Annotated in this window: 16 protein-coding genes; 7 read left to right on the forward strand and 9 right to left on the reverse strand. The window is 71.2% G+C overall.

The window, feature by feature from the left end:
- From MKK82_RS14625 to MKK82_RS14635, 3 genes are all read left to right on the forward strand, one after another.
- A partial coding sequence (locus MKK82_RS14625) for a porin (RefSeq protein WP_243986151.1) occupies nt 1-1576 on the forward strand: 1576 nt, incomplete at its 5' end.
- Nucleotides 1577-2043: 467 nt separating this feature from the next.
- Nucleotides 2044-3426, forward strand: a complete 1383-nt coding sequence (locus tag MKK82_RS14630) for a 2-hydroxycarboxylate transporter family protein (protein ID WP_238289838.1) — start codon at nt 2044-2046, stop codon at nt 3424-3426.
- Between the two features lie 24 nt (nt 3427-3450).
- Nucleotides 3451-4758, forward strand: a complete 1308-nt coding sequence (locus MKK82_RS14635) for an MFS transporter (RefSeq protein ID WP_238289839.1) — start codon at nt 3451-3453, stop codon at nt 4756-4758.
- Between the two features lie 7 nt (nt 4759-4765).
- Here MKK82_RS14635 and MKK82_RS14640 read toward each other — a convergent pair whose 3' ends face one another.
- A complete protein-coding gene (locus tag MKK82_RS14640) occupies nt 4766-5419 on the reverse strand; it encodes a GntR family transcriptional regulator (protein ID WP_238289841.1) in 654 nt (217 codons plus the stop codon).
- A 116-nt stretch (nt 5420-5535) separates the two neighbouring features.
- On the opposite strand from MKK82_RS14640, the gene tcuA reads away from it, so the two are divergent.
- Nucleotides 5536-7032 (forward strand): FAD-dependent tricarballylate dehydrogenase TcuA, encoded by a 1497-nt coding sequence (tcuA, locus tag MKK82_RS14645; RefSeq protein WP_238289842.1) that lies wholly within the window; start codon nt 5536-5538, stop codon nt 7030-7032.
- 127 nt (nt 7033-7159) lie between these two features.
- Nucleotides 7160-10324, forward strand: a complete 3165-nt coding sequence (gene addB / locus MKK82_RS14650) for a double-strand break repair protein AddB (protein ID WP_243986153.1) — start codon at nt 7160-7162, stop codon at nt 10322-10324.
- Between the two features lie 171 nt (nt 10325-10495).
- Here addB and MKK82_RS14655 read toward each other — a convergent pair whose 3' ends face one another.
- The 4 genes from MKK82_RS14655 to MKK82_RS14670 all read right to left on the reverse strand — a co-directional run bounded on the left by MKK82_RS14655 (nt 10496) and on the right by MKK82_RS14670 (nt 14637).
- Nucleotides 10496-11725: an acyl-CoA dehydrogenase gene (locus MKK82_RS14655; protein ID WP_238289844.1), complete on the reverse strand. Its 1230-nt coding sequence runs from the start codon at nt 11723-11725 to the stop codon at nt 10496-10498.
- Nucleotides 11726-11838: 113 nt separating this feature from the next.
- Entirely contained in the window at nt 11839-12768 is a 930-nt protein-coding gene (locus MKK82_RS14660; protein ID WP_238289937.1) for an AEC family transporter, read from the reverse strand.
- Between the two features lie 102 nt (nt 12769-12870).
- The gene (locus tag MKK82_RS14665) at nt 12871-13341 is read right to left on the reverse strand and encodes a hypothetical protein (protein WP_238289845.1); all 471 of its coding nucleotides are present in this window, start codon (nt 13339-13341) and stop codon (nt 12871-12873) included.
- Between the two features lie 93 nt (nt 13342-13434).
- Nucleotides 13435-14637: a trans-sulfuration enzyme family protein gene (locus tag MKK82_RS14670; RefSeq protein WP_238289846.1), complete on the reverse strand. Its 1203-nt coding sequence runs from the start codon at nt 14635-14637 to the stop codon at nt 13435-13437.
- A 110-nt stretch (nt 14638-14747) separates the two neighbouring features.
- Between MKK82_RS14670 and MKK82_RS14675 the strand changes: the two genes are divergently transcribed.
- Nucleotides 14748-15266, forward strand: coding sequence for a TspO/MBR family protein (locus tag MKK82_RS14675; protein WP_238289847.1), 519 nt, complete (start codon nt 14748-14750; stop codon nt 15264-15266).
- A gap of 26 nt (nt 15267-15292) precedes the next feature.
- Here MKK82_RS14675 and MKK82_RS14680 read toward each other — a convergent pair whose 3' ends face one another.
- From MKK82_RS14680 to MKK82_RS14695, 4 genes are all read right to left on the reverse strand, one after another.
- Nucleotides 15293-15820 (reverse strand): phosphate-starvation-inducible PsiE family protein, encoded by a 528-nt coding sequence (locus MKK82_RS14680; RefSeq protein WP_238289849.1) that lies wholly within the window; start codon nt 15818-15820, stop codon nt 15293-15295.
- A gap of 123 nt (nt 15821-15943) precedes the next feature.
- Complete coding sequence (locus MKK82_RS14685) at nt 15944-16501, reverse strand: DUF4337 domain-containing protein (protein WP_238289850.1); 558 nt, start codon at nt 16499-16501, stop codon at nt 15944-15946.
- An 85-nt stretch (nt 16502-16586) separates the two neighbouring features.
- The gene (locus MKK82_RS14690) at nt 16587-19724 is read right to left on the reverse strand and encodes an efflux RND transporter permease subunit (RefSeq protein ID WP_238289851.1); all 3138 of its coding nucleotides are present in this window, start codon (nt 19722-19724) and stop codon (nt 16587-16589) included.
- A gap of 9 nt (nt 19725-19733) precedes the next feature.
- Nucleotides 19734-20903, reverse strand: a complete 1170-nt coding sequence (locus tag MKK82_RS14695; RefSeq protein WP_238289938.1) for an efflux RND transporter periplasmic adaptor subunit — start codon at nt 20901-20903, stop codon at nt 19734-19736.
- A 301-nt stretch (nt 20904-21204) separates the two neighbouring features.
- Between MKK82_RS14695 and MKK82_RS14700 the strand changes: the two genes are divergently transcribed.
- Complete coding sequence (locus MKK82_RS14700; RefSeq protein WP_238289852.1) at nt 21205-21387, forward strand: hypothetical protein; 183 nt, start codon at nt 21205-21207, stop codon at nt 21385-21387.
- The last annotated feature ends 12 nt before the right edge of the window (nt 21388-21399 follow it).

Below are 21399 nucleotides of genomic sequence, written 5' to 3' on the forward strand. Positions count from 1 at the left end.
GCCGGTCAAGAAGGCGGTTCCGATCGAGTACGTCCGCGTCTGCTCCACCTACGGCGCCGGCTTCTTCTACATTCCCGGCACCGACACCTGCCTGCGCCTCTCCGGCCGCGCGCGGTTCGAGGGCGGCTACCAGACCGCCTACACCCGCCAGTTCAACCAGGGTGGCGACACCGCGGGTTACGGCACCCGGATGCGCATCAACCTCGATGCCCGCACCCAGACCGGCTACGGCACCCTGCGCGCCTTCGTGCGCCTCGACGCCGGCGCCCGCACGGGCTACGCCGGCATCGGCCAATCCGGCACCCAGCAGCGCATCGGACAGGCCTATCCGGGCCTCGGCATCGACAGCTACGGCCGCGACCAGCAATTCGCCAACGTCGACAAGGCATTCATCCAGTTCGCCGGCCTGACCGCCGGTCGCGCCTCCTCGTTCTTCGATTTCTACGCCCACGACTTCGAGCTGGGGGGCGGCACGCTCGGGTCGGACAGCGCCTCGACCAACCTGCTCGCCTACACGGTGACGGCTGGAAACGGCCTGTCGGCGACGCTCTCGGTCGAGGACCCGGTCTTCCGCCGCACCCCGATCTTCTCCCCGACGGTCAATCCGGCGGGCGTCACGGTCAACACCAACGTCGCGAACTTCGCCCTGTCGAACTCGCCGGTTCCGGTCTTCATCGGGTACACCAACGGCTTCCCGTCACGCTACGGCTTCGTGGACGCGATCCAGCGGGAGCGCCTGCCCGACTTCGTCGGCGCCCTGCGCCTCGACCAGGCCTGGGGCTCCGCCCAGGTGTCGGCCGCCTCGCACGAGCTGAACGTCGGCAACGTCGGCAACGGCGCCGGGACCGGCAGCGGCTCCAACATTAGCCTGCCGCACACGAACAGCGTGCTGGGCTGGGCCGTTCAGGGCGGCCTGAAGGTCAACACGCCCTTCGTGGCGCCGGGCGATGCCCTCTACCTGCAGGGTGCCTACGGCGAAGGCGCGCAGCTCTACACCGGATACTCGTCCTACACCGGCTCGTACACGCAGAGTACAGCGACCATTCAGGGGCAGAAGTTCGCCCAGTACTTCGCGGATGCCACGATCAACCCGTTCACCGGCCAGCTGCAGACCTCGCAGAGCGTCACCGTGACGGCGGCCTACCTCCACTACTGGTCTCCGGAATGGCGCTCGGCCTTCTTCGGCTCCTACGGCGAGCAGAACTTCGCGCAGGGCGCGCGCCGGGCCCAGGGCGCGATCTTCAGCCTCGTGAACCCGAACGGAGCCAACGCCTTCGGGGCCAACGCCGTGGGCGTGCTTGGCAGCCGGTTCTACCAGCTCAGCCAAGCCCTGCGCGACACCTACCAGTTCGTGGCGGGCGGCAGCGTGATCTGGTCGCCGGTCAAGGACCTCGATATCGGCGTCGAGGCCTTCTACACGCAGATCGGCCTGAAGAGCGGCCGGGCGATCGACACCGACAAGAGCCCCACGGCCTATTCCAACGTCGCCGGCATCAACAACGGCACCTTCGTGCCGCGCACCGCGACCCAGGACTCGGCCTCGATGGTCCGCGTCCGCGTCCAGCGCGATTTCTGATCGGAGCCATCGCCGCGGGGATTCGGGTCTCCGCGCCGGTGCCCGTGCCGCCGTCCTCGCGAGAGGGCGGCTGTCCCGGCCCGGCTCCGCGCCGGGCCTTTTCGTGGGCGGTCGGGTGCGGGGTTCCGGCCTCCTGACCCGAGCCGCCCGTCGGCCTCAGGCCGCGGCCTGCGACGGGGCCGGGGAGGGTCGACCGGTTCGCGGGGGGGCGCCCCGGCATCGGCGGACGGGAGAGCGGGCGGCCCGCGCGTGCGAAGGTGCGAGGGTGGAAGGCGCGTCTTTAATCCGCGTCTTCGGAACAGGTCGCGCGCTTTGTTCCAGAACGCGTTGCCGCCCCTGAGCGGCGCTGATACGCCGAATGTCACTTTTATTCCGCCGGTCATGCGGACCTCGACGGGGCGCGAGCGCGATGGCGTTCCGGAACCCGTAACGGCCCGTGCGCGGTGGGGGGATGTTCGGGGGAACGCATGACCGGCACGGCCACCACAAGCCCCACGCCCGCCACGGCCGAGAGCCGGTCGGCCGAGGGACGCGCGGCCCGGTTCTGGCCCGAGCGCTGGTGGCGCCTCGTCGACACCAAGATCGGCATCATCCCGCTCCCGGTCTACCTCATCCTGGCGATCCTCCTCGCCGTCCTCGTCCAGGAGGGCGAGATCAAGCCCGACGGGCCGACCATGATCGCCGTGCTGGTCATGGGCGGCTTCACCTGCGCGGAGATCGGCAAGCGGATTCCGATCCTGAGGAACATCGGCGCCGGCGCGATCTTCGCGACCTTCATCCCCTCAGCGCTCGTCTACTACGCCCTGGTGCCGCCGCAGATGGTGAAGGCGATCACCGACTTCACCAAGTTCACCAACTTCCTCTACATCTACATCGCCACCATCATCGTCGGCTCGATCCTCGGCATGGATCGCGACGTCCTGATCAAGGGCTTCCTCAAGATCTTCGCGCCGCTGGCGATCGGCTCGGTGGCGGCGGCCCTCGTCGGCACGCTGGTCGGCACGCTGCTGGGCCTCGGCCCCTACAAGACGTTCTTCTTCATCGTCGTGCCGATCATGGCGGGCGGCGTCGGCGAGGGCGCGATCCCGCTCTCCATCGGCTACGCGGCGATCCTGGGGATGCAGCAGGGCGTGGTCTTCGCGCAGGTGCTGCCGCCGGTGATGCTCGGGTCTCTCACCGCGATCATCCTGTCCGGCACGCTCAACTATATCGGGAAGCAATATCCCCACCTCACCGGCGAGGGACGGCTCCAGCCCGATTCGGATGGCATCAAGTCGAGCGACGCGCAGGCCAAGTCCGAGGCGGCGCGGGGCCAGATCGATCCGGCCACGATCGGCGCCGCCGGGCTCACGGCCATCACCCTCTACCTGCTGGGCGTGATGGCCCACCATCTGGTCGGCCTGCCGGCCCCCGTCGCCATGCTGTTCCTGGCGGTCTTCGCCAAGCTCGCCAGCGCCGTCTCGCCCCACCTCCAGGCCGGCGGCTTCGTCGTCTACAAGTTCGTGCAGGTCTCCATGACCTACCCGCTGCTCTTCGCCATCGGCGTGGCGCTCACCCCCTGGCACGAGCTGATGGCCGCCTTCACCCTGGTGAACCTGATCACCATCGTGTCGACCGTGGTGACCCTAATGACCACGGGCTTCTTCGTGGGGCGCTGGCTCGGGATGTACCCGATCGAGACCGCCATCGTGAACGCCTGCCACAGCGGCCAGGGCGGCACCGGCGACGTCGCGATCCTCACGGCGGCCAACCGCATGGCGCTGATGCCCTTCGCGCAGATCGCCACCCGCATCGGCGGCGCGCTGACCGTCACCGGGACCATAATCGCGATGAAATGGATCGGTGCCTGACCGGCACACGGGGAGAATGGCAACATGGCCGGAGATCCGGGTGCCGTCGAGGCGACCCTCAAGTCCAGGATCGGCGCGATCCTCCGCTCGACGAGCGGCAATTTCCTGGAGATGTTCGACTTCTTCCTGTTCGGCTTCTACGCCACCTACATCGCGCGGGCGTTCTTCCCCGCGGGCAACGAGACCACCGAGCTGCTGCTGACCTTCGGCACGTTCTGGCTCGGCGCGCTGATGCGGCCGCTCGGGGCGATCGTGCTCGGCGCCTATATCGACCGGATCGGCCGCCGGAAGGGCCTGATCGTCACCCTGGCGATCATGGCGAGCGGCACGGTGCTGATCGCCTTCTGCCCGAGCTACGGGACCATCGGCATCGCGGCCCCGCTGATCGTGCTGGCGGGCCGCCTGCTCCAGGGCTTCTCGGCCGGCGTCGAGATCGGCGGCGTCTCGATCTATCTGTTCGAGATCGCCACGCCGCAGCGGCGCGGCTTCTACACGTCGTTCCAGTCGGCGAGCCAGCAGGTGGCGATCATGTTCGCCGCCATCATCGGCTACGGGCTGAACGCCTACCTGACCAAGCAGCAGATCGGCGATTTCGGCTGGCGGATCCCGTTCCTCGTCGGCTGCCTGATCGTGCCGTTCATCTTCTTCATCCGGCGCTCGCTGCAGGAGACGCAGGCCTTCGCCAAGCGGACCCACCATCCCGGCACCCGCGAGATCCTGGCGACGGTCGCGGCTAACTGGCGGATCGTGCTGCTCGGCATGATGCTGACCACGATGACGACGGTGACCTTCTACATGATCACCGTCTACACCCCGACCTTCGGCAAGAACGTCCTCAAGCTCACCGAGACCGACAGCCTGATCGTGACGCTGTGCGTCGCCATCACCAACTTCATCTGGCTGCCCGTGGGCGGGGCCATCTCCGACGCGATCGGGCGCAAGCCGGTGCTGCTGACGATCTCGACCCTGTCGCTGCTGACGACCTACCCGGCGCTGCACTGGCTCGTGGCCGACCCGACCTTCGGCAAGATGCTGGCGGTCGAGCTGTGGTTCTCGTTCTTCTTCGGCGTCTACAACGGCGCCATGGTGGTCTCGCTCTCCGAGGTGGTGCCGGCCCACGTGCGCGCGAGCGGCTTCTCCCTGGCCTACAGCCTCGCCACCGCCCTGTTCGGCACCGCGACCCCGATGGTCTCGACCTACCTGATCGATCAGACCGGCGACCGGGCGGCGCCGAGCTACTGGCTGATGGCGGCCGCGGCCTGCGGCATCATCGCGACCCTGGCCCTGTTCCGGGGCGGAGCCGCGCCCGCCCGGGTCGTCGCCCCCGCCTGAGGCGCGATCAGCTCTCCTGCCAGATCCGGATCCGGGCCTTGAAGGCGGCCCGGATATGCGCCCGGGCCGCGGCCTCGGCGCCGTCGCCGTCATGCGCGCGGATCGCCGCCACGATGGCGTCGTGTTCGGCAAGTGACTCCGCGGCGCGGTCGGGGGCCGACAGGGTGGTGGCCCCCGGCAGCAGCACCAGAGAGAGGCGCATCGTCTCCAGCGTGCCCTGGAGGAAGCGGTTGCGCGCCGCGCCGTGGATCTGGCGGTGGAACAGGCGGTTGGTCCGTGCCAGCGCCGACGCGTCGCCCAGGAGCGTCCGGTCGCGGGCGACCATCTCCTCCAGGATCTCCGTCTCGACCGCGCTGGCGTGGATCGCCGCGAGGCGCGCCGCCGTCCCCTCCAGCACCTCGCGCAGATCGTAGAGCTCGCTGACCTGCCCGTAATCGAGCTGCGCCACGCTGGCGCCGCGGTGGGGCTCGTGGGCGACGAGGCCCTGCGCCTCCAGCCGGCCCAAGGCTTCGCGCACCGGTGTGCGGCTGATCTGGAACCGCTCGGCCAAGTCCGCCTCGCGCAGGCGACTGCCCGGCGCGAGTTCGCCCTCCTCGATCGCCCGCAGCAGGCGTTCGTAGGCGCCGGCGCCGCTGGAGCGCTCCGCGTCGCTGGCCTTCATCCCGGCTCTCCTCGCGGTGGCCATAGCGTGAAACCGACCGTTCCGGAACGGTTGCGCAATATTGCATACAGGCGTATACAATCCGGATGCGAAACGGCAGCGAGGGAGAGGCGGCGATGCAGCGTCCGGGCGAAGGGCCGTGGGATGTCGTGGTGGTCGGGTCGGGCAACGCCGCCATGAGCGCGGGCCTCGCCGCCCTGGAGCGCGGCGCGTCGGTGCTGATGATCGAGAAGGCGGAGCGGGATCTGGCCGGCGGCAACACCGCCTACACGGCCGGCGCCATGCGGTTCGTCTACGCGGGCAACGACGACCTGATCCCGCTACTGGTCGACCCCGAGGATCCGCGCCTGCCGCGCACCGATTTCGGCGCCTACACGGCGCAGAAGTTCGAGGAGGACCTCCTCGGCTTCAACGACGGGCGGCCCCTCTCGCGCGAGCAGCGCATCCTGATCGACGAGAGCGGCGCGGCCCTGCGCTGGCTCGCGACCCAGGGGGTGAAGTTCGAGCCGATCTATTCCCGGCAATCCTTCGAGAAGGACGGGCGCTTCGTCTTCTGGGGCGGCCTGACCCTCGCCACCCACGACGAGGGCTTCGGCCTCGCCCGCGCCGAGCTGGAGGCCTTCACCGGCGCCGGCGGCGAGATCCGTTACGGTTGTCCGGCCACCGGGCTGATCGTCGAGGAGGACCGCGTCGTCGGCGTGGAGACGCCGCAGGGCGCGTTCCGCGCCCGGGCCGTGGTGCTGGCCTGCGGAGGCTTCGAGTCGAACGCCGCCCTGCGGACGCGCTTCATCGGCGAAGGCTGGGACAAGGCCCGGGTCCGCGGCACGCCGCACAACCAGGGCGACGGGCTGGAGATGGCCCTGGCGCTGGGCGCGAAGGCGCACGGCTTCTACGGCGGCTGCCACGCGACGCCGATGGACCTGCACACGCCCGATTACGGCAACCTCGACCTGCCCCACGGGGAGCGCAAGCACTACCGGAAGATCTGCTACTTCCTCGGGCTGATGCTGAACGCGAACGGCGCGCGGTTCGTCGACGAGGGCCAGAACTTCCGCAACTACACCTACGCGCAGTTCGGCCGCTCGATCATGGAGCAGCCCGGCCACGTGGCGTGGCAGATCTTCGACGCCAAGGTCGATCACCTGCTCTACAGCGAATACCGCTTCCACGACGCGCATTTCGTGGAGGCCGACACCCTGGACGGCCTCCTCGCTTCGCTCGACGGCCTCGACGCGGCGGCGGCCAAGGACACCATCGCGGCGTTCAACGCCGCCGTGGACCAGGCCGTCCCGTTCGACCCGACCGTGAAGGACGGGCGCGGCACCCGGGGGCTCCCCCTGCCGAAGTCGAACTGGGCGCAGACGATCGATACCGGGCCGTTCAAGGCCTACCCGGTCACGGGCGGCATCACCTTCACGTATGGCGGGGTCGAGGTCGGCGACGACGGCGCCGTGACGCGCGCCGACGGCAGCGCGATCGCCGGGCTCTACGCCTGCGGCGAGATGGTGGGCGGCGTGTTCTTCAACGGTTATCCGGGCGGGTCGGGGCTGACCTCCGGCGTGGTGTTCGGCCGGCGCGCGGGCTACGGCGCCGCGGCCGGGGCGGGCCGCTGAGCGGCGCGGTCGATCGCGGGCGCGCGCCGCCCTGGGCGCCTGGGGGAGGCGAGCCGCCGCCGTCCCGGATGCCGCGGCGGCCCATCGCCCCCTGTCCGTGATCCCGCGGTGGGCGTAGAAGCCCCCCATGCCCGCCCGTCAGGCCGTCTTCACCATCTCCCGCGGCGTCCCGTTCCTGCCGACGCTCGCCGCCGCGCTCCTCTCCGGGCGGCTCGTCGGGCCGGTGGCCGACGACCCGCTGGCGCTCGCCGCGGTCACCATCTACCTGCCGACCCGCCGCGCCGCCCGGGCGCTCGCCGCGATCCTGGCCGACAGCCTCGGCCGGGACGCGCCCGGACAGGCCACGCTTCTCCCCCGGATGATCCCCCTCGGCGAGGCCGACGAGGCGGAGCTCGACCTCGCCGCCGAGCCGCTGCTCGAGGACAACGCCGACCCGCTCAGCGTCCCGATGCCGCCGCTGGAGCGCCGCCTGATCCTCGCCCGCCTCGTCCAGGCCTGGGCCAAGACCGTCGACCGGACCCTGCTGCCGCTGAACGCCGAGGTGCCGTTCCTGGTGCCGTCCTCCCCCGCCGACGCGGTCGGGCTCGCGGGCGATCTCGAGCGGTTGATGGACGCCCTCACGGTCGAGGGCCTGCCCTGGTCGGAGATCGGCGCCGCCGTCGAGGCCGAGTATTCCCGCTACTTCGGCCTGACCCTCGACTTCGTGAAGATCGCCGCGGAGAACTGGCCCAAGCTGCTGGCCGAGCGGGGCCTCGCCGATCCCGTCGCCCGCGCCCGCGGCCTCCTCCTCGCCGAGGAGCGGCGCCTGTCGCGCAGCGCCACGCCGGATCCCGTGATCGTCGCGGGCTCCCTCGGCTCCGTTCCCGCCACCGCCCGCCTGATCGCCGCCGTGGCGAAGCTGCCGCGGGGCGCCGTGGTGCTGCCGGGCCTCGACCTCGACCTCGACGCCGCCGGCTGGGACGGCATCGACACCGGCGAGGGCTTCTCCCGCGTGATCGCCCACGGCCATCCGCAGGCGGTGCTGCACCGGTTGCTCGGGCCGGAGAACCTGAACCTCGACCGCGCGGCGATCGTCGCCCTCGACGAGCCCGATCCCGGCCAGGCGGCCCGGGCAGCGCTGCTGTCGCAGGCCCTCCGACCGGCCGACACCACCGACGCCTGGGCTGCCCTGGACCCGGAGGCGCGCGACGCCACCGCGCGCCACGGCCTCGACGGGGTGGCGCTCGCCGAGGCCGCCGACGAGCGCGAGGAGGCGCTGGTGGCGGCGGTGGCGCTGCGCGAAGCGCTCCAGACGCCCGGCGCCACCGCGGCCCTGGTCACGCCCGACCGCGGACTCGCCGGCCGGGTCGCCGTCGAACTGCTGCGCTGGGGCATCGTGGCGGAGGATTCCGCAGGGCTGGCGCTCGCCGGCAGCCCGGCCGGCCGGCTGGCGCGGCTCGCGGCCGAACTCGCCGCCGACCTCGCCCGCGATCAGGCGGACGCGATCCCGGCCCGGCTGATCGCCCTGCTCGCGCACCCGATGGTGCGTCTCGGCCTGCCGCGCGCCGACGTGGTGCGCGGGGCCGCGGCCCTGGAGATCGGCCTGCTGCGCGGTCCGGTCCCGGCCGCGGGCTTCGGCGGCCTGCGCGATGCCCTCGCGGCCGAGCGCGCCGGCCCACCCGAGCACCGGCCCCGGGCCAAACGCCGCCTGAAGGACATCGACTGGGAGCTGGCCGTCGACCTGCTCGACCGGCTGGACCTCGTGTTCCGGGACTTCCCGGGTCCGGACGGCGCCGGGGATTGCGACCTCGTCACCACGGCCGCGCGTCACCGGGAGGCCTGCGACCGGCTGATCGCCGGGCCGGAGGACGCCCCCGAGGAGAACATGGACGGGTCCCTGTCCTGCCTCGACGCCCTGTTCGACGACCTGGAGATGGCCGAGCCCGGCCTGATGCCGGGGCGGTTCGACGATTACGCTACCTTCTTCACGGCGCTCGCCCGCGAGCGAACGGTCGCCTGCACGGGCGAGGCGCCGCATCCGCGGCTGCGGATCCTCGGCCTGCTGGAGGCGCGCCTCCTGTCGGTGGACCGGGTGGTGCTCGGCGGCCTGGACGAGGGCGTCTGGCCGGTGCGCACGCTGACCGACGCGTTCCTCAACCGGCCGATGCGTGAGCGGGTCGGCCTCAACCCGCCAGAGCGCCGCATCGGCCAGATGGCCCACGACTTCGTGCAGGCGCTCGGCTGCCGGGACGCGGTGATCACCCGCGCGCTGAAACGCGAGGGCGCGCCGACCGTGCCGTCACGCCTGATCCAGCGCCTGCGCGCGCTCTCGGGCGACACCCGGTGGGAGGCCGTGCTGGAGGCGGGGCGCCGCTTCACCGACTGCGCGGCCCGGCTCGACGCGGCCCCGCCGCAGCCTCGGCTGAAGCGCCCCGCGCCGAAGCCGGATCCGGCCCTGTTCCCGCGCTCGCTCAGCGTCACCGAGATCGAGACGCTGGTGCGCGACCCCTACAGCATCTTCGCCCGCCACGTGCTCGGGCTCGATCCCCTCGACCCCCTGGCGGCCGCGCCGGGCGTCGCCACCCGCGGCTCGCTGGTGCATGACGTCTTCGCGGAATTCGCCGGCCGCCATTCCGGGGGCCTGCCGCGGGATCCGGCGGAGCGGCTGCTCAACCTCGCGGTGAACGCCTTCGCCGATATCGAGGCCAAGTATCCGAACCTCTACGCCGAGTGGTGGCCGCGCTACGAGCGCATGGCCTCGTCCTATCTCGATTGGGAGGCGCAGCGCCGGCCCGGCCTGACCCGGGTGTTTCCCGAGGTCTCCGGGCGCTGGGTGATCCCGATGGGGCGGGAGACCTTCACGCTGCGCGCGCGGGCCGACCGGATCGAGATGCGCCCCGACGGCACCGCCTGCATCGTCGACTACAAGACCGGCGCGCCGCCCTCGGGGAAGATGATCTTCTCCGGCTTCTCACCGCAGCTCACCCTGGAGGCGGCGATGCTGATGCACGGCGCCTTCGCGGATCTGCCGGCCGTGACGGCGACGCCGGACCTGCTCTACGTCCACGCCTCGGGCGGCCGGAAGCCGTTCCTGCCGATCCCCGTGAAGCCGCCCCGGGGTGAGGCGCGCGACGTCCCGACGATCGTGGCCGAGCACGCCCAGCGCCTGCGGGGACTGGTCGCCCGGTTCATGACCGGCGAGGCGGCCTACACGGCCCGGCCCTACCCGCAATTCGCGAGCAAGTACGGGGCCTACGATCACCTCGCCCGGGTGCTCGAATGGTCGTTGGCCGGGGAGGAGGGCGGGGAGTAACCGTCCTCCTTGCTGCGATATATCCCGCCCGCGCCCGCATTCTGAGGTGAGGAGCGCAGCGGAGGCCTCGAAGGAGGCTTCCAGATGCCGCTGCGATCCCTGGAGCCCGCCTTCGAGGCGGCCTCGCCGCGCCTCAGGATAAGGGCGCAGGTGGGAGGCGGCTGCTAGATCTCAGAAGAACGCCTGCAGCCCCGTCTGCGCCCGGCCCAGGATCAGGGCGTGGACGTCGTGGGTGCCCTCGTAGGTGTTCACCGTCTCGAGGTTCTGGGCGTGGCGCATCACGTGGTACTCGCCCATGATACCGTTGCCGCCGTGCATGTCCCGGGCGGTGCGGGCGATATCCAGCGCCTTGCCGCAATTGTTGCGCTTGATCAGCGAGATCATCTCGGGCGCCATCTTGCCCTCGTCCATCAGCCGCCCGACCCGGAGTGAGGCCTGGAGACCGAGGGTGATCTCGGTCTGCATGTCGGCGAGCTTCTTCTGGACGAGCTGCGTCTGGGCGAGCGGCCGGCCGAACTGCTTGCGCTCCAGCGTGTAGCGGCGGGCGCGGTGCCAGCAATCCTCGGCGGCGCCCATGGCGCCCCACGAGATGCCGTAGCGCGCCCGGTTGAGGCAGCCGAACGGCCCCTTGAGCCCGGAGACGTTCGGCAGCAGCGCGTCCTCGCCGACCTCGACCCCCTCCATGACGATCTCGCCGGTGGTGGAGGCGCGCAGCGACAGCTTGCCCTTGAGGGTCGGCGCGGACAGGCCCTTCATGCCCTTCTCGAGCACGAAGCCGCGGATCGCGCCCTCGTGGGCGTCCGACTTCGCCCAGACCACGAACACGTCCGCGAAGGGGGCGTTCGAGATCCACATCTTGGCGCCGGAGATGCGGTAGCCGCCGTCGATCTTCTCGGCCTTGGTCTTCATGCCGGCCGGGTCCGAGCCGGCATCCGGCTCGGTGAGGCCGAAGCAGCCGATCCACTCGCCCGAGGCGAGCTTCGGCAGGAATTTCTTGCGCTGCTCCTCCGAGCCGTAGGCGTGGATCGGGTACATCACCAGGGAGGATTGCACGCTCATCATCGAGCGGTAGCCGGAATCCACCGCCTCGACGGCGCGCGCCACCAGCCCGTAGGCGACGTAGGAGGCGCCGGCGCAGCCGTACTCCTCGGGCAGGGTCACGCCGAGGAGACCGAGCTCGCCCATCTTCCGGAACAGGCCCGGATCGGTCTTCTCGTCGGCGTAGGCCTCGACGATCCCGGGCAGGAGCTGCTCCTGCGCGAAGCTCTGGGCGACGTCGCGGATCGCCCGCTCGTCCTCGGTGAGCTGGTCCTCCAGGAGGAACGGGTCATCCCAGACGAAGCTCGGGGAGGCCGGGGCCGACGGGGAGGCGCTGCCCGGGGGGCGCATCGGGGCGTTCATGGGGATTCCTCGCCTGAGAGGGGTGCGTTGGGCTTCGAGAGCCGGTGCTTGTGCCTACCCTAGACCCGCGGGGCGCGGCGTCCAACGCTCCGGGTGACGCGGAGGGCCGGGCATCATGCCCGCCCGAGGAGCATGAGCCACGCCACGGTCGTGACCGGCGCCAGCAGCGTCGAGACCAGCACCGAAGCCGCGACCATGCCGGTCTCCGTCCGGTAGCGCGCGGCCAGCAGGTAGGCGTTGATCCCGACCGGCATGGCGGCGAACAGGGTCGCGACCCCCGCGTAGGCCGGCGGCATCGAGAACACGTGGAAGGCCAGGATCCACACGGCCAGCGGGTGCAGGAGGTTCTTCAGGAGCGCGATCACCAGCGCGCCCTTGAGGTCGAACAGCACCCGGTAGCGCTTCAGGCCGGCACCCAGCGCCACCAGCGCGCAGGTCGAGGCCGTGCCCGCGAAGGCGTCGATCAGCGATCGCGCGATGCCGGCCGGGGCGAGACCGAGACCCTTCATGGCCATGCCGATCAGCAGCGCCAGGAAGATCGGGTTCCGCAGGAGTACGAGGACGAGCCCGCGGATCCGCGCCAGGACCGGCAGGCCGGAATCGGATTCGATCAGGAAGGTGGCGCTGCCCATCATCAGCGGCAGATGCACGGCGAGCAGCATGAACAGCGGGAAGGCGCCGGCCTCGCCGTAGGCCTGGAGGATCATGGGGACGCCGACGAACACGGTGTTCGACTGGCTGGCCGCGAATCCGTGCAGGATGGCGCCCCGCCGCTCGATCCCGGCCCGCCGGCGGGCGATCAGCGTGCCGACGAACCACGAGATGCCGGCACCGCCGAAATACGCGACCCAGTAGGACCACGCCACGGTCCCGTTCATCCCGGGCTTCGTCAGCGTCGCGATGATCAGCGCCGGGACGGCGACCGCGAAGACGTATTCCGACAGGCCGTCGCTCACCTTGTCGGAGAGCAGCCCCGCGAGCGCCGCGCCCCAGCCGATCAGGACGATCCCGAAGATCGGAGCGATGATGGCGAGGGCGTTCACGGTTCCGGTCGGCATGCGGGGCGGGAGGCCCGCCCATAGCACGCACCGGAACCCTCCGGCGCCGGCGCCGGGAGAATGGGTCGCCGGCGCGCGCCGCGTCGCTTACTTCTTGTCCAGCACCTTCATCGGGTCGACCCGCTGGCTCGCGGGCGGCTCCTTGGTCAGGTTGGTGCCGCTCTCGCGCTGCGCCTTCACGTCCTGCGGGGAACCCGGGCCGCCCACCGCCCGGCCGCCCGCGTCGCTCTGCGTCGGCACCGTGCCGGAGGCGAGTTCGAGGCACGTCACCATCTCGACGTAGGACGGATAGCCCCCCGCCTTGAACTGGTCCTGGCACTGCCGCTTGGCCGCGGGCGAATAGGTGGCCCAGTGGCGCTCGGCCTCCTTCCTGGCCTCCCGCTCGGAGCGGAGGCAGCCGTCGTAGTTGGCCTGATCGCTGATGCTGGTGTTGGCCACCTGGGACGACCGGCAGGTCTTCTCGACGTCGAGGGTCGGCACGGCGTCGGCCCGGGCGGCCGGCGCCAGAATGAGGAGCGCGAGACAGCCGGGGACCATCGCGCGGAAACGAGTCGTCATGTCGTAGGGCTCGCGATCTGTGGCGCTCTGCGCCGACGGAAGTGCCGGCACAACGCGCCAGAACCGGGTTCGGCACCACGGGGTTTTCGCGGTTCAGCCGCCATGCGCGCCGCGCAGCGCCCGATCGAGGTCCTCGTACAGGTCGTCCGTGTCCTCGATGCCGGTGGACAGCCGCAGCAGATCCGGCGGGCAGGGGCTGCCCGGACCTTCCACCGAGGCGCGGTGCTCGATCAGGCTCTCGACGCCGCCGAGCGACGTCGCCCGCTTCCACAGCCGCACCCGCGCCGCGGTGGCGATGGCGCCGGCCTCGCCGCCGGCGACCCGGATCGACAGCATGAAGCCGAACCCGTCCCGCATCTGCCGGCGGGCGACCGCGTGTCCGGGATCGTCGGGCAGCCCCGGATAGAGGACGCGGGCGACGTTCGGATGCCCGCTCAGGCGCTCGGCGAGCCGCAGGGCACCGGCCGCCTGCGCGGCCGCGCGCAGGTGCAGGGTCCGGAGCGAGCGCATCAGCAGGTAGGCCTCGAACGGCCCGAGGATGCCGCCGCTGCCCGCCCGGATGCTCCGGATCCGCTCCCAGAACGCGTCCGTCCGCGCGCCCGCCAGCACGCCCGCCACCACGTCGGAATGGCCGTTGAGGATCTTGGTGGCCGAGTGCATCACGATGTCGGCGCCGCATTCCAGGGGGCGCGTGTGGACCGGCGAGGCGGCGGTCGAATCGACGGTGAGGCGCGCGCCCGCCGCGTGGGCGATCCCGGCCGCGGCGGCGATGTCGGTGATCGTCCAGAGCGGGTTGCCGGGGGTCTCGATCCAGACGAGCTTGGTCCGGCCGGGCTCGATGGCGGCCCGCAGGGCGTCCAGGTCGTCCGTGTCCACGAAGGTGAGCGCGAGGCCGCGCCGGGGTGCCTCCTCGCGCAGCCAGCGCTTCAGCGCCCAGTACATGACGGTGCCGGCCACCACGTGGTCGCCGGGCTCCAGGGCGCCGAACACCGCCGTCGCCGCCGCCATCCCGGAGCCGAACAGCAGGGCTCCGGCCCCGGCGCCCTCCAGCATCGCCAGGACGGATTCGGCCTCGCGCACCGTGGCGTTGTCGGGCCGCGCGTAGCTGTAGCCGGAGCTGTAGCCGTTGTCGGGATCGCGGATGAAGGTGGTGGAAACGTGCAGCGGCATCACCACCGCCCGGGTCTCGGGCTCGATCCGGCCCATCGCCTGGGCGGCGCGGCTGCGCCGGGTGAAGTCCGGCGCGGCGTCGCCCTGGCTATCCGTCGGCCCCTGCGGCGCGTTAGGCTGTGACATCTGGCGATTCTCGGCGGATGGAGACGGGCGCGTGCCACGGCACGGGGGGCCCGGCAAGCCGCGCGCCCCCGGCCCCATTCTAAAGCCGCGCCCCGTGGAGACGAACGACCATGATTGCCGCCACACGCGTCCCCGAGGGGATGCCCCTGCCGCGCTGGCTGCGCCTCGCCGCCGCGATCCTGCCGGTGGCGGCCACCGCGGTCGTCGGCTCGGTGGCGACCCAGGCCGAGATCCCGGGCTGGTACGCGAGCCTGAACAAGCCGGTCTTCAACCCGCCGAACTGGGTGTTCCCGGTCGCCTGGACGCTCCTCTACACGATGATCGCGGTGGCGCTCTGGCGGCTCCTCGGCGCCAGGCCGGGCACCGGACCGGGCCGCCAGGTCTGGTGGCTCGCCCTGGCCGCCTTCCTCGTGCAGCTCATCCTCAACGCCGCCTGGACGCCGGTCTTCTTCACGGCCCACGCCATCGGCGCGGGGCTGATCGTCGTGGCGATGCTGCTGGTGATGGTGCTCTGGACGATCCGCCTGACCTGGCGGTTCGACCGGACTGCGGCCTGGCTCCTCGTGCCCTACGCCGCCTGGGTCGCCTTCGCGACGCTCCTCAACGCCGCGATCCTGCGGATGAACTGAGCCCGCATCGAGCCCGCATCCCGGCGTCAGGACTCGCCGGCCGCCTTCTCCTCGCCGGCCGGTCGGCCGTCGTCGCGGGCGCGGTGGAGGAGGAAGATCGCGAAGACCATGGTGACGATCAGGCCCGCCAGCACCCCGAGCTCGATCATCGAGGCGTTGAACAGGGCCTGCTTCTCGGGCGACCAGTCCTTGGCGTGGGTGATCTCCGAGGATTGCAGGGTGATCACCAGCACCCGCCGGATCGACGCGATCAGGCCGACGATCAGGAACGGCTCGCAGGTCAGCGTCCCCGACCGCATCGACACCCGCACCGTGTGCAGGATCTCGATCAGCATCAGCAGGAACAGCAGCCGGTCGATCACCTCCAGGATCTGCGCGGCGCCCCCGAGCGCCCGCATGGCCTCCCAGGTCAGCCCCGCGGCATCGACCAGCGCGATGAAGGCGGTGAGCGCCAGCAGGAGGCCGAGGGCCGCGTAGATCGCGTGCTCGGTGTGCAGGAAGATCGCGCTGGCGATCTTCGTCAAGCGTCCCTGTTCTTCTGATATGTCCGACATCATTCCCCCCTGGAACAGGCCGAGACGATCAGCTTCGAGCGCGCGCGTCCAGTCCGGCCGTCCGTTCGGACGATCGATCGCGATGGATCGTGGCGTTAGGCCGCTGCCCCGGAAGATCGGCCCTCAGTGGAAGAACGGCAGGGCGTGCGGCGCGAGGTAGCCGAAGCCGAGGAGCGCCGCGCCGGCGAGCCCGAGGAAGCCCCCCGCGAAGACCAGCATGGCGATGCCGGTGATCACCTCCGCGGAGGCGAGCACGATCCCGATCTGGAAGGCTGCCGAGGCCAGCTCGTAATGGTGGTAGCGCAGGAGTGCGAGGTCGCGCCGCTCCTCCGACGCCCGCGCCTTCGCGGTCAGCTCCTTGCGGCCCTCGCCGGTGGCGGGCTCCGACTCCCACCGGGCCAGGGTCTTGGTCCACTCGGCGCGCTTGGCCGCGATCGCGTCCTGATTGGGCCCGGGGGGGAGGAGCGCCAGGGCCTCGTCGGCGGTCTTGAGCACCGTCGAGCGGATGGTGCGCGCCTGGAAGTAGGCCCACTGGTTCGCGGCCTCGACATTGGCGCCGATCGAGTCCGTCTGGGACGCCTTGCCCAGCGTCTCGCTGAAGGCGAGGAACAACGCCAGCACCGAGATCAGCAGCGCGACGCGCTTGTTCGATCCTTCGACAGCCCCGTGACCACCCGACATCGTTCCGCAAATCCCCTGTGATTCGATGCGGCCGAGTCACAGCCCATCGCGGCGCCGCGCGCAATGCGCGAGCCGCCCTCCCTGCCTATTCGGCGGCGATCCGCGGCGCCGACGGGCGGCCGTCATTGGCGGGATGGGCCGGATCGAACGCGACCTCGTCCTGCGGGTCGTCGCGCTCGCCGACGAAGCGGCCCAGCAGGCGCCCCAGCACGCGCGACAGGTCGTCCATCAGGACGAAGATCGCCGGCACGAACACCAGCGACAGCACGGTCGAGACGATCAGGCCGCCGATCACCGCCACCGCCATGGGCGCGCGGAACTCGCCGCCGATCCCCAGCGCCATCGCGGACGGCACCATGCCGGCCGCCATGGCGATGGTCGTCATCACGATCGGCCGGGCGCGCTTGCGGCCCGCATCGACGATGGCGGTGTTGCGGTCCACGCCGGCGTGGATCTGCTCGACGGCGAAGTCCACCAGCATGATGGCGTTCTTGGTGACCACGCCCATCAGCATCAGGATGCCGATGACCACCGGCATCGAGATCGGCATGTGGCAGATCAGGAGCGCCAGGATCGCGCCGCCGATCGAGAGCGGCAGCGAGAACAGGATGGTCAGCGGCTGCAGGAAGTTGCCGAACAGCAGGATCAGCACGCCGAACACCATCATCAGGCCGGCGCCCATGGCCAGCGCGAAGCCCTCGAACACCTCGCCCATCACCTCGGCGTCGCCGGTCTGGCTGATCGTCACCCCGGGCGGCAGGTTCTTGGCGGTCGGCAGGTTCATGACCTTCGAGATCAGCTCGGCCAGGGCGTCCGTGCCCTGCATGTCGCCCTCGAGGGCGACGCGCACGGCGCGGTCGTAGCGGTCGATGCCGGTCGGCCCCTGGCCGAGGCTGATATCGGCCACCGTCGCGAGGGGCACGGCGGCCCCGCCCTTCACCGGCACCTTCAGGGTCTCCAGTTCGGAGAGCCGGCCGCGCAGGCTCTCGGGGAGCTGCACGCGGATCGGCACCTGCCGGTCCGCCGCGTTGAACTTGGCGAGGTTCATGCCGATGTCGCCGATGGTACCGACCCGAACCGTCTCCGCGATGGTGTCGGTGGAGACGCCGAGATCGGCCGCCACGCCTGGCTTCGGCCGGATCCGGACCTCCGTGCGGTCGAGGGGCGCGGTCGACATGACGTTGACGAGGTGCGGGACCTGCTGGGCCTCGCGCTGGAGCTTGGCCGCGGTCTCCGCCACGACGGCCTTGTCGGGGCCGGCGATGATCAGCGCGAGGTCGCGCTGGCCGCCCTCGCGCAGGGCCCAGAAGCGCAGGTCGGGCTCCTCCCTCAGGATCGCGGCGACCTCCGCGTCGACCTGCTTCTGGGTCTTGTCGCGGGTGTTCTTCGGGGTGAGATTGATGGTGAGGCTGGCGAGCCGCACCTCCTTCTTGGCCGGCAGCTGGCGGCCGCCGTCCACGAACACGCTCTTCACCTCGGGGAGCGCGCGGATCTTGCCGACGATCCGGTCCGCGACCCGGACCGTGTCGGGCAGGCGGGCGCCGGGCGGCAGCTCGACAACGAACAGCGTGCGGGCCTGATCCTCCGCCGGCAGGAAGCCCGCGGGCAGCAGGCCCGTGGAGGCGATGGACGCGGCGAAGCACGCGATGCCGAGCACCAGTGTGATGAACTTGTGCCGCACCGACCACGCCACCAGCCGGGTGTAGCCGCGCATCACGACGCCGTCGCGCTCGTGGTCCGGCCCGTGGTCGCGCAGAAAATAGGCGGCGAGCAGCGGCGTGATCAGCCGCGCCACCAGCAGCGACATGAACACCGCCGCCGCGATGGTCAGGCCGAACTGCTTGAAGTACTGGCCCGCGATCCCGCCCATGAACGACACGGGCGAGAAGATCGCGATGATCGTCGCCGTGATCGCGATGACCGCGAGCCCGATCTCGTCGGCGGCCTCCAGGGAGGCGCGGTAGGGCGACTTCCCCATCCGCATGTGGCGGACGATGTTCTCGATCTCCACGATCGCGTCGTCGACGAGGATGCCGGTGACCAGCGTGATCGCCAGCAGGCTGACCGCATTGAGCGAGAAGCCCAGCGCGCTCATCACCCAGAAGGTCGGCAGCACCGAGAGAGGCAGCGCCACGGCGGCGATCAGGGTCGCCCGCCAGTCGCGCAGGAACAGCAGCACCACAACCACGGCGAGGGCCGCGCCCTCGATCAGGCCCATCATGGCCGAGTGGTAGTTGCCGATGGTGTTGTCGACGCTGGTGTCGATCAGGTCGAACCGCACGTTGGGGTTCGCCGCGTGGAGCGCCGCGATCTTCTTGGCGACCCCGACCGAGACGTCGGCGTCGCTCGCGCCGCTGGCGCGGGAGATCGCGAAGGCCACCACCGGCTCGCCGTTGAAGCGCGCGAAGGTGCGGGGCTCCTCGGCGGTGTCCGAGAGGGTCGCCAGCTCGTCGAGGCGGACCTTGCGGTTGCCCGGTACGACGATGGAGGTCTTGGCCAGCGTGTCGAGGCTCGCCGAGGCGGCGAGCGCCCGGATCGACTGCTCCTGGCCGCCGACCTCGGCCCGCCCGCCGGCCATGTCGGCCGAGGTCAGGCGCAACTGCCGGTTCACGTCCGCGGCGGTGATGCCGAGGGCCAGCAGCCGGTCGGGCTTCAGGGTGACGCGGATCTCGCGGGCGACGCCGCCGAGGCGCTCGACGCCGCCGACCCCCTTCACGCTCTGCAGGCCGCGCGCGACCACGTCGTCCACGAACCACGACAGGTCCTCCGGCATCATGGCGGGCGCGGAGGCGCCGTAGACCATGATCGGCAGGCCGGCGATCTCGACGCGGGAGACGATCGGCTCGTCGATGGTGCGCGGCAGGTTCTGCCGGATCTTGGCGATGGCGTCCTTGACGTCGTTGGTCGCCCGATCCTGGTTCACCTCCAGGCGGAACTCGATCGTGGTGGTGGAGGTGCCCTCCGTGATGGTCGACAGGATGTGCTTGACGCCCTTCACCCCGGCCACCGAATCCTCGACCCACTTCGTGACCTGGGTCTGCAATTCGGAGGGGGCCGCCCCCGACTGGGTGATCGTCACCGAGACGATCGGGATGTCGATGTTCGGGAACCGGGTGATCGGCAGGGCGCGGAAGCTCACCAGCCCCAGGATCATCAGGACCAGGAACAGGACCACTGAGGGGAGCGGCTTGCGGATCGCCCAGGCGGAGACGTTGAGGCGCATGCTTCTGTCCTACCGCGGGGCCGCGTCGGCCATGGGCGCCGCCATCGGCGTATCGGTCGACGGTACGGCACGCACCCGGTCGCCGTCGCGCAGGAAGCTGCCGGCGCGGGCCACGATGCTCTCGCCGGCGGCGACGCCCGAGCGGATCTCCGTGTAGCCCTCCGAGGAGAGGCCCGTGGTGACCGGCCGCGCCTCGACGCGCCCGTCCTTCGCCACCAGCACGCTGGCCCGGCCGTCCGCCGCGTAGAGCAGGCTGGATACCGGGACCGCGACGCCCGTGCGGCGGGCCACCTCCACGTTGCCGCGGGCGAAGGCGCCGATGCGCAGGGCCGGATCCTCCCCGAGCCGGATCCGGACCTTGCCCAGCCGCGTCGCGCGGTCGACCTCGGGATAGACGCGGCGCACCTTGCCGGTGAGGCGGCGGCCATCGTCGAGATCGAGGCTCGCCGGGTTGCCGACCTGAAGGCGCGCCAGCGACGTCTCGGGCACCTCACCCTCCAGTTCGATCTCGCCCCGGGCGATCAGGCGGAACAGCGGCTCGCCCACGGCGGTGGCGGTGGCGCCGATCCGGGCGGTGCGGCGGTTGATGATGCCGGCTTCCGGTGCGCGGATGTCGGCCCGGGCGCGCCGGAGGGCGATCTCGGATCCCGAGGCCCGCGCGGTCGCGAGGTCGGCCTGGGCGGATTGCAGCCCGCCCTTGGCGGCGGCGACGCGCCCCTCGGCCCCCTGCGCCGCAGAGACGCGCTGTTCCAGCACGGCCGCGGTGGCGTTGCCGGTCTTGGCGAGGGCCTGGGCCCGCTCCAGCGCCTGCTTGGCCTCCACGTTGGCGGCCTCCGCCTGGACGATCTGACTCCGCGCCTGGACGATGGCGGCCTCGGCCCGGGCGACCGCCGCGGCGTTCGAGGCCTCCTGGGTGGCGATCATCTCCAGCGACAGCCTAGCGAGCACCTGGCCCTTCGTGACGCGATCCCCCTCCTCGACCAGAAGGTCGGTGATGCGCAGGCCCTCGACCTCGGGGGAGACGAGGATCTCGTCGCGGGGCACCAGCGTCCCGGTGACGACGGCGCGCTCGACGATCTCGCGGCTCTCCGCCGGGACCACGGTGACCGCAGGCGCGATGGCGGCGGCATCGGGGACGGCGGCGGTCTCGACGGCGCGGACCGGCGCCGCGGCGAGCATCGCGAGCCCGCACAGGAGACCCAGGCGGGGCGCGCGCCAGCGGACGTACTTCACGACGGGAGCCTCACATGCGGTACGTGACTGGTATCGCCTCTCCCTCGCTGTGCAGGCCGGCGTTTTCATGGCGAGTTATCCTGAACACCCGCCAGCATAGCGCCGTCGGCGCGCGCCGTCCGCCGGACCTCGCGCCGCAGGTGAGGGCGCGACGCGGATCGTAGCAGTTTAGCTTTTTCAGGCTGCAACCGCGCTCCAATAGAGACGTTAACGGGACGATAGTCTTCTCGCGCCCGGGAAAGAATCGATGAGCATCTTTCAGATCAAGCAGACGAAGAGCGGCGCCGTGCTCTGGACCGGCGCGGCCGACAACGAGCAGACGGCCCTCGACGCCATGGCGCGCGAGGCCGGCTACCGCGACTTCTCGGCGCTGCCGGACGCCATCCGGGCCGACGGGATCGAGGCCGCGAAGCTCGACCTGAACGCCTGATCGGTTCGGCGG

Origin of the sequence: Methylobacterium sp. E-046, assembly GCF_022829625.1 — a bacterium.
GTDB lineage: Bacteria > Pseudomonadota > Alphaproteobacteria > Rhizobiales > Beijerinckiaceae > Methylobacterium > Methylobacterium longum.

Coding starts and splice junctions, on each gene's coding strand:
- MKK82_RS14685 (WP_238289850.1), bottom strand. CDS start 16,501: ATGTCGGGTGGTCACGGGGCTGTCGAAGGATCGAACAAGCGCGTCGCG.
- tcuA (WP_238289842.1), top strand. CDS start 5,536: ATGCAGCGTCCGGGCGAAGGGCCGTGGGATGTCGTGGTGGTCGGGTCG.
- MKK82_RS14665 (WP_238289845.1), bottom strand. CDS start 13,341: ATGACGACTCGTTTCCGCGCGATGGTCCCCGGCTGTCTCGCGCTCCTC.
- MKK82_RS14695 (WP_238289938.1), bottom strand. CDS start 20,903: ATGCTCGCCGCGGCGCCGGTCCGCGCCGTCGAGACCGCCGCCGTCCCC.
- MKK82_RS14670 (WP_238289846.1), bottom strand. CDS start 14,637: ATGTCACAGCCTAACGCGCCGCAGGGGCCGACGGATAGCCAGGGCGAC.
- MKK82_RS14690 (WP_238289851.1), bottom strand. CDS start 19,724: ATGCGCCTCAACGTCTCCGCCTGGGCGATCCGCAAGCCGCTCCCCTCA.
- MKK82_RS14640 (WP_238289841.1), bottom strand. CDS start 5,419: ATGAAGGCCAGCGACGCGGAGCGCTCCAGCGGCGCCGGCGCCTACGAA.
- MKK82_RS14680 (WP_238289849.1), bottom strand. CDS start 15,820: ATGTCGGACATATCAGAAGAACAGGGACGCTTGACGAAGATCGCCAGC.
- MKK82_RS14700 (WP_238289852.1), top strand. CDS start 21,205: ATGAGCATCTTTCAGATCAAGCAGACGAAGAGCGGCGCCGTGCTCTGG.
- MKK82_RS14655 (WP_238289844.1), bottom strand. CDS start 11,725: ATGAACGCCCCGATGCGCCCCCCGGGCAGCGCCTCCCCGTCGGCCCCG.
- MKK82_RS14635 (WP_238289839.1), top strand. CDS start 3,451: ATGGCCGGAGATCCGGGTGCCGTCGAGGCGACCCTCAAGTCCAGGATC.
- MKK82_RS14630 (WP_238289838.1), top strand. CDS start 2,044: ATGACCGGCACGGCCACCACAAGCCCCACGCCCGCCACGGCCGAGAGC.
- addB (WP_243986153.1), top strand. CDS start 7,160: ATGCCCGCCCGTCAGGCCGTCTTCACCATCTCCCGCGGCGTCCCGTTC.
- MKK82_RS14675 (WP_238289847.1), top strand. CDS start 14,748: ATGATTGCCGCCACACGCGTCCCCGAGGGGATGCCCCTGCCGCGCTGG.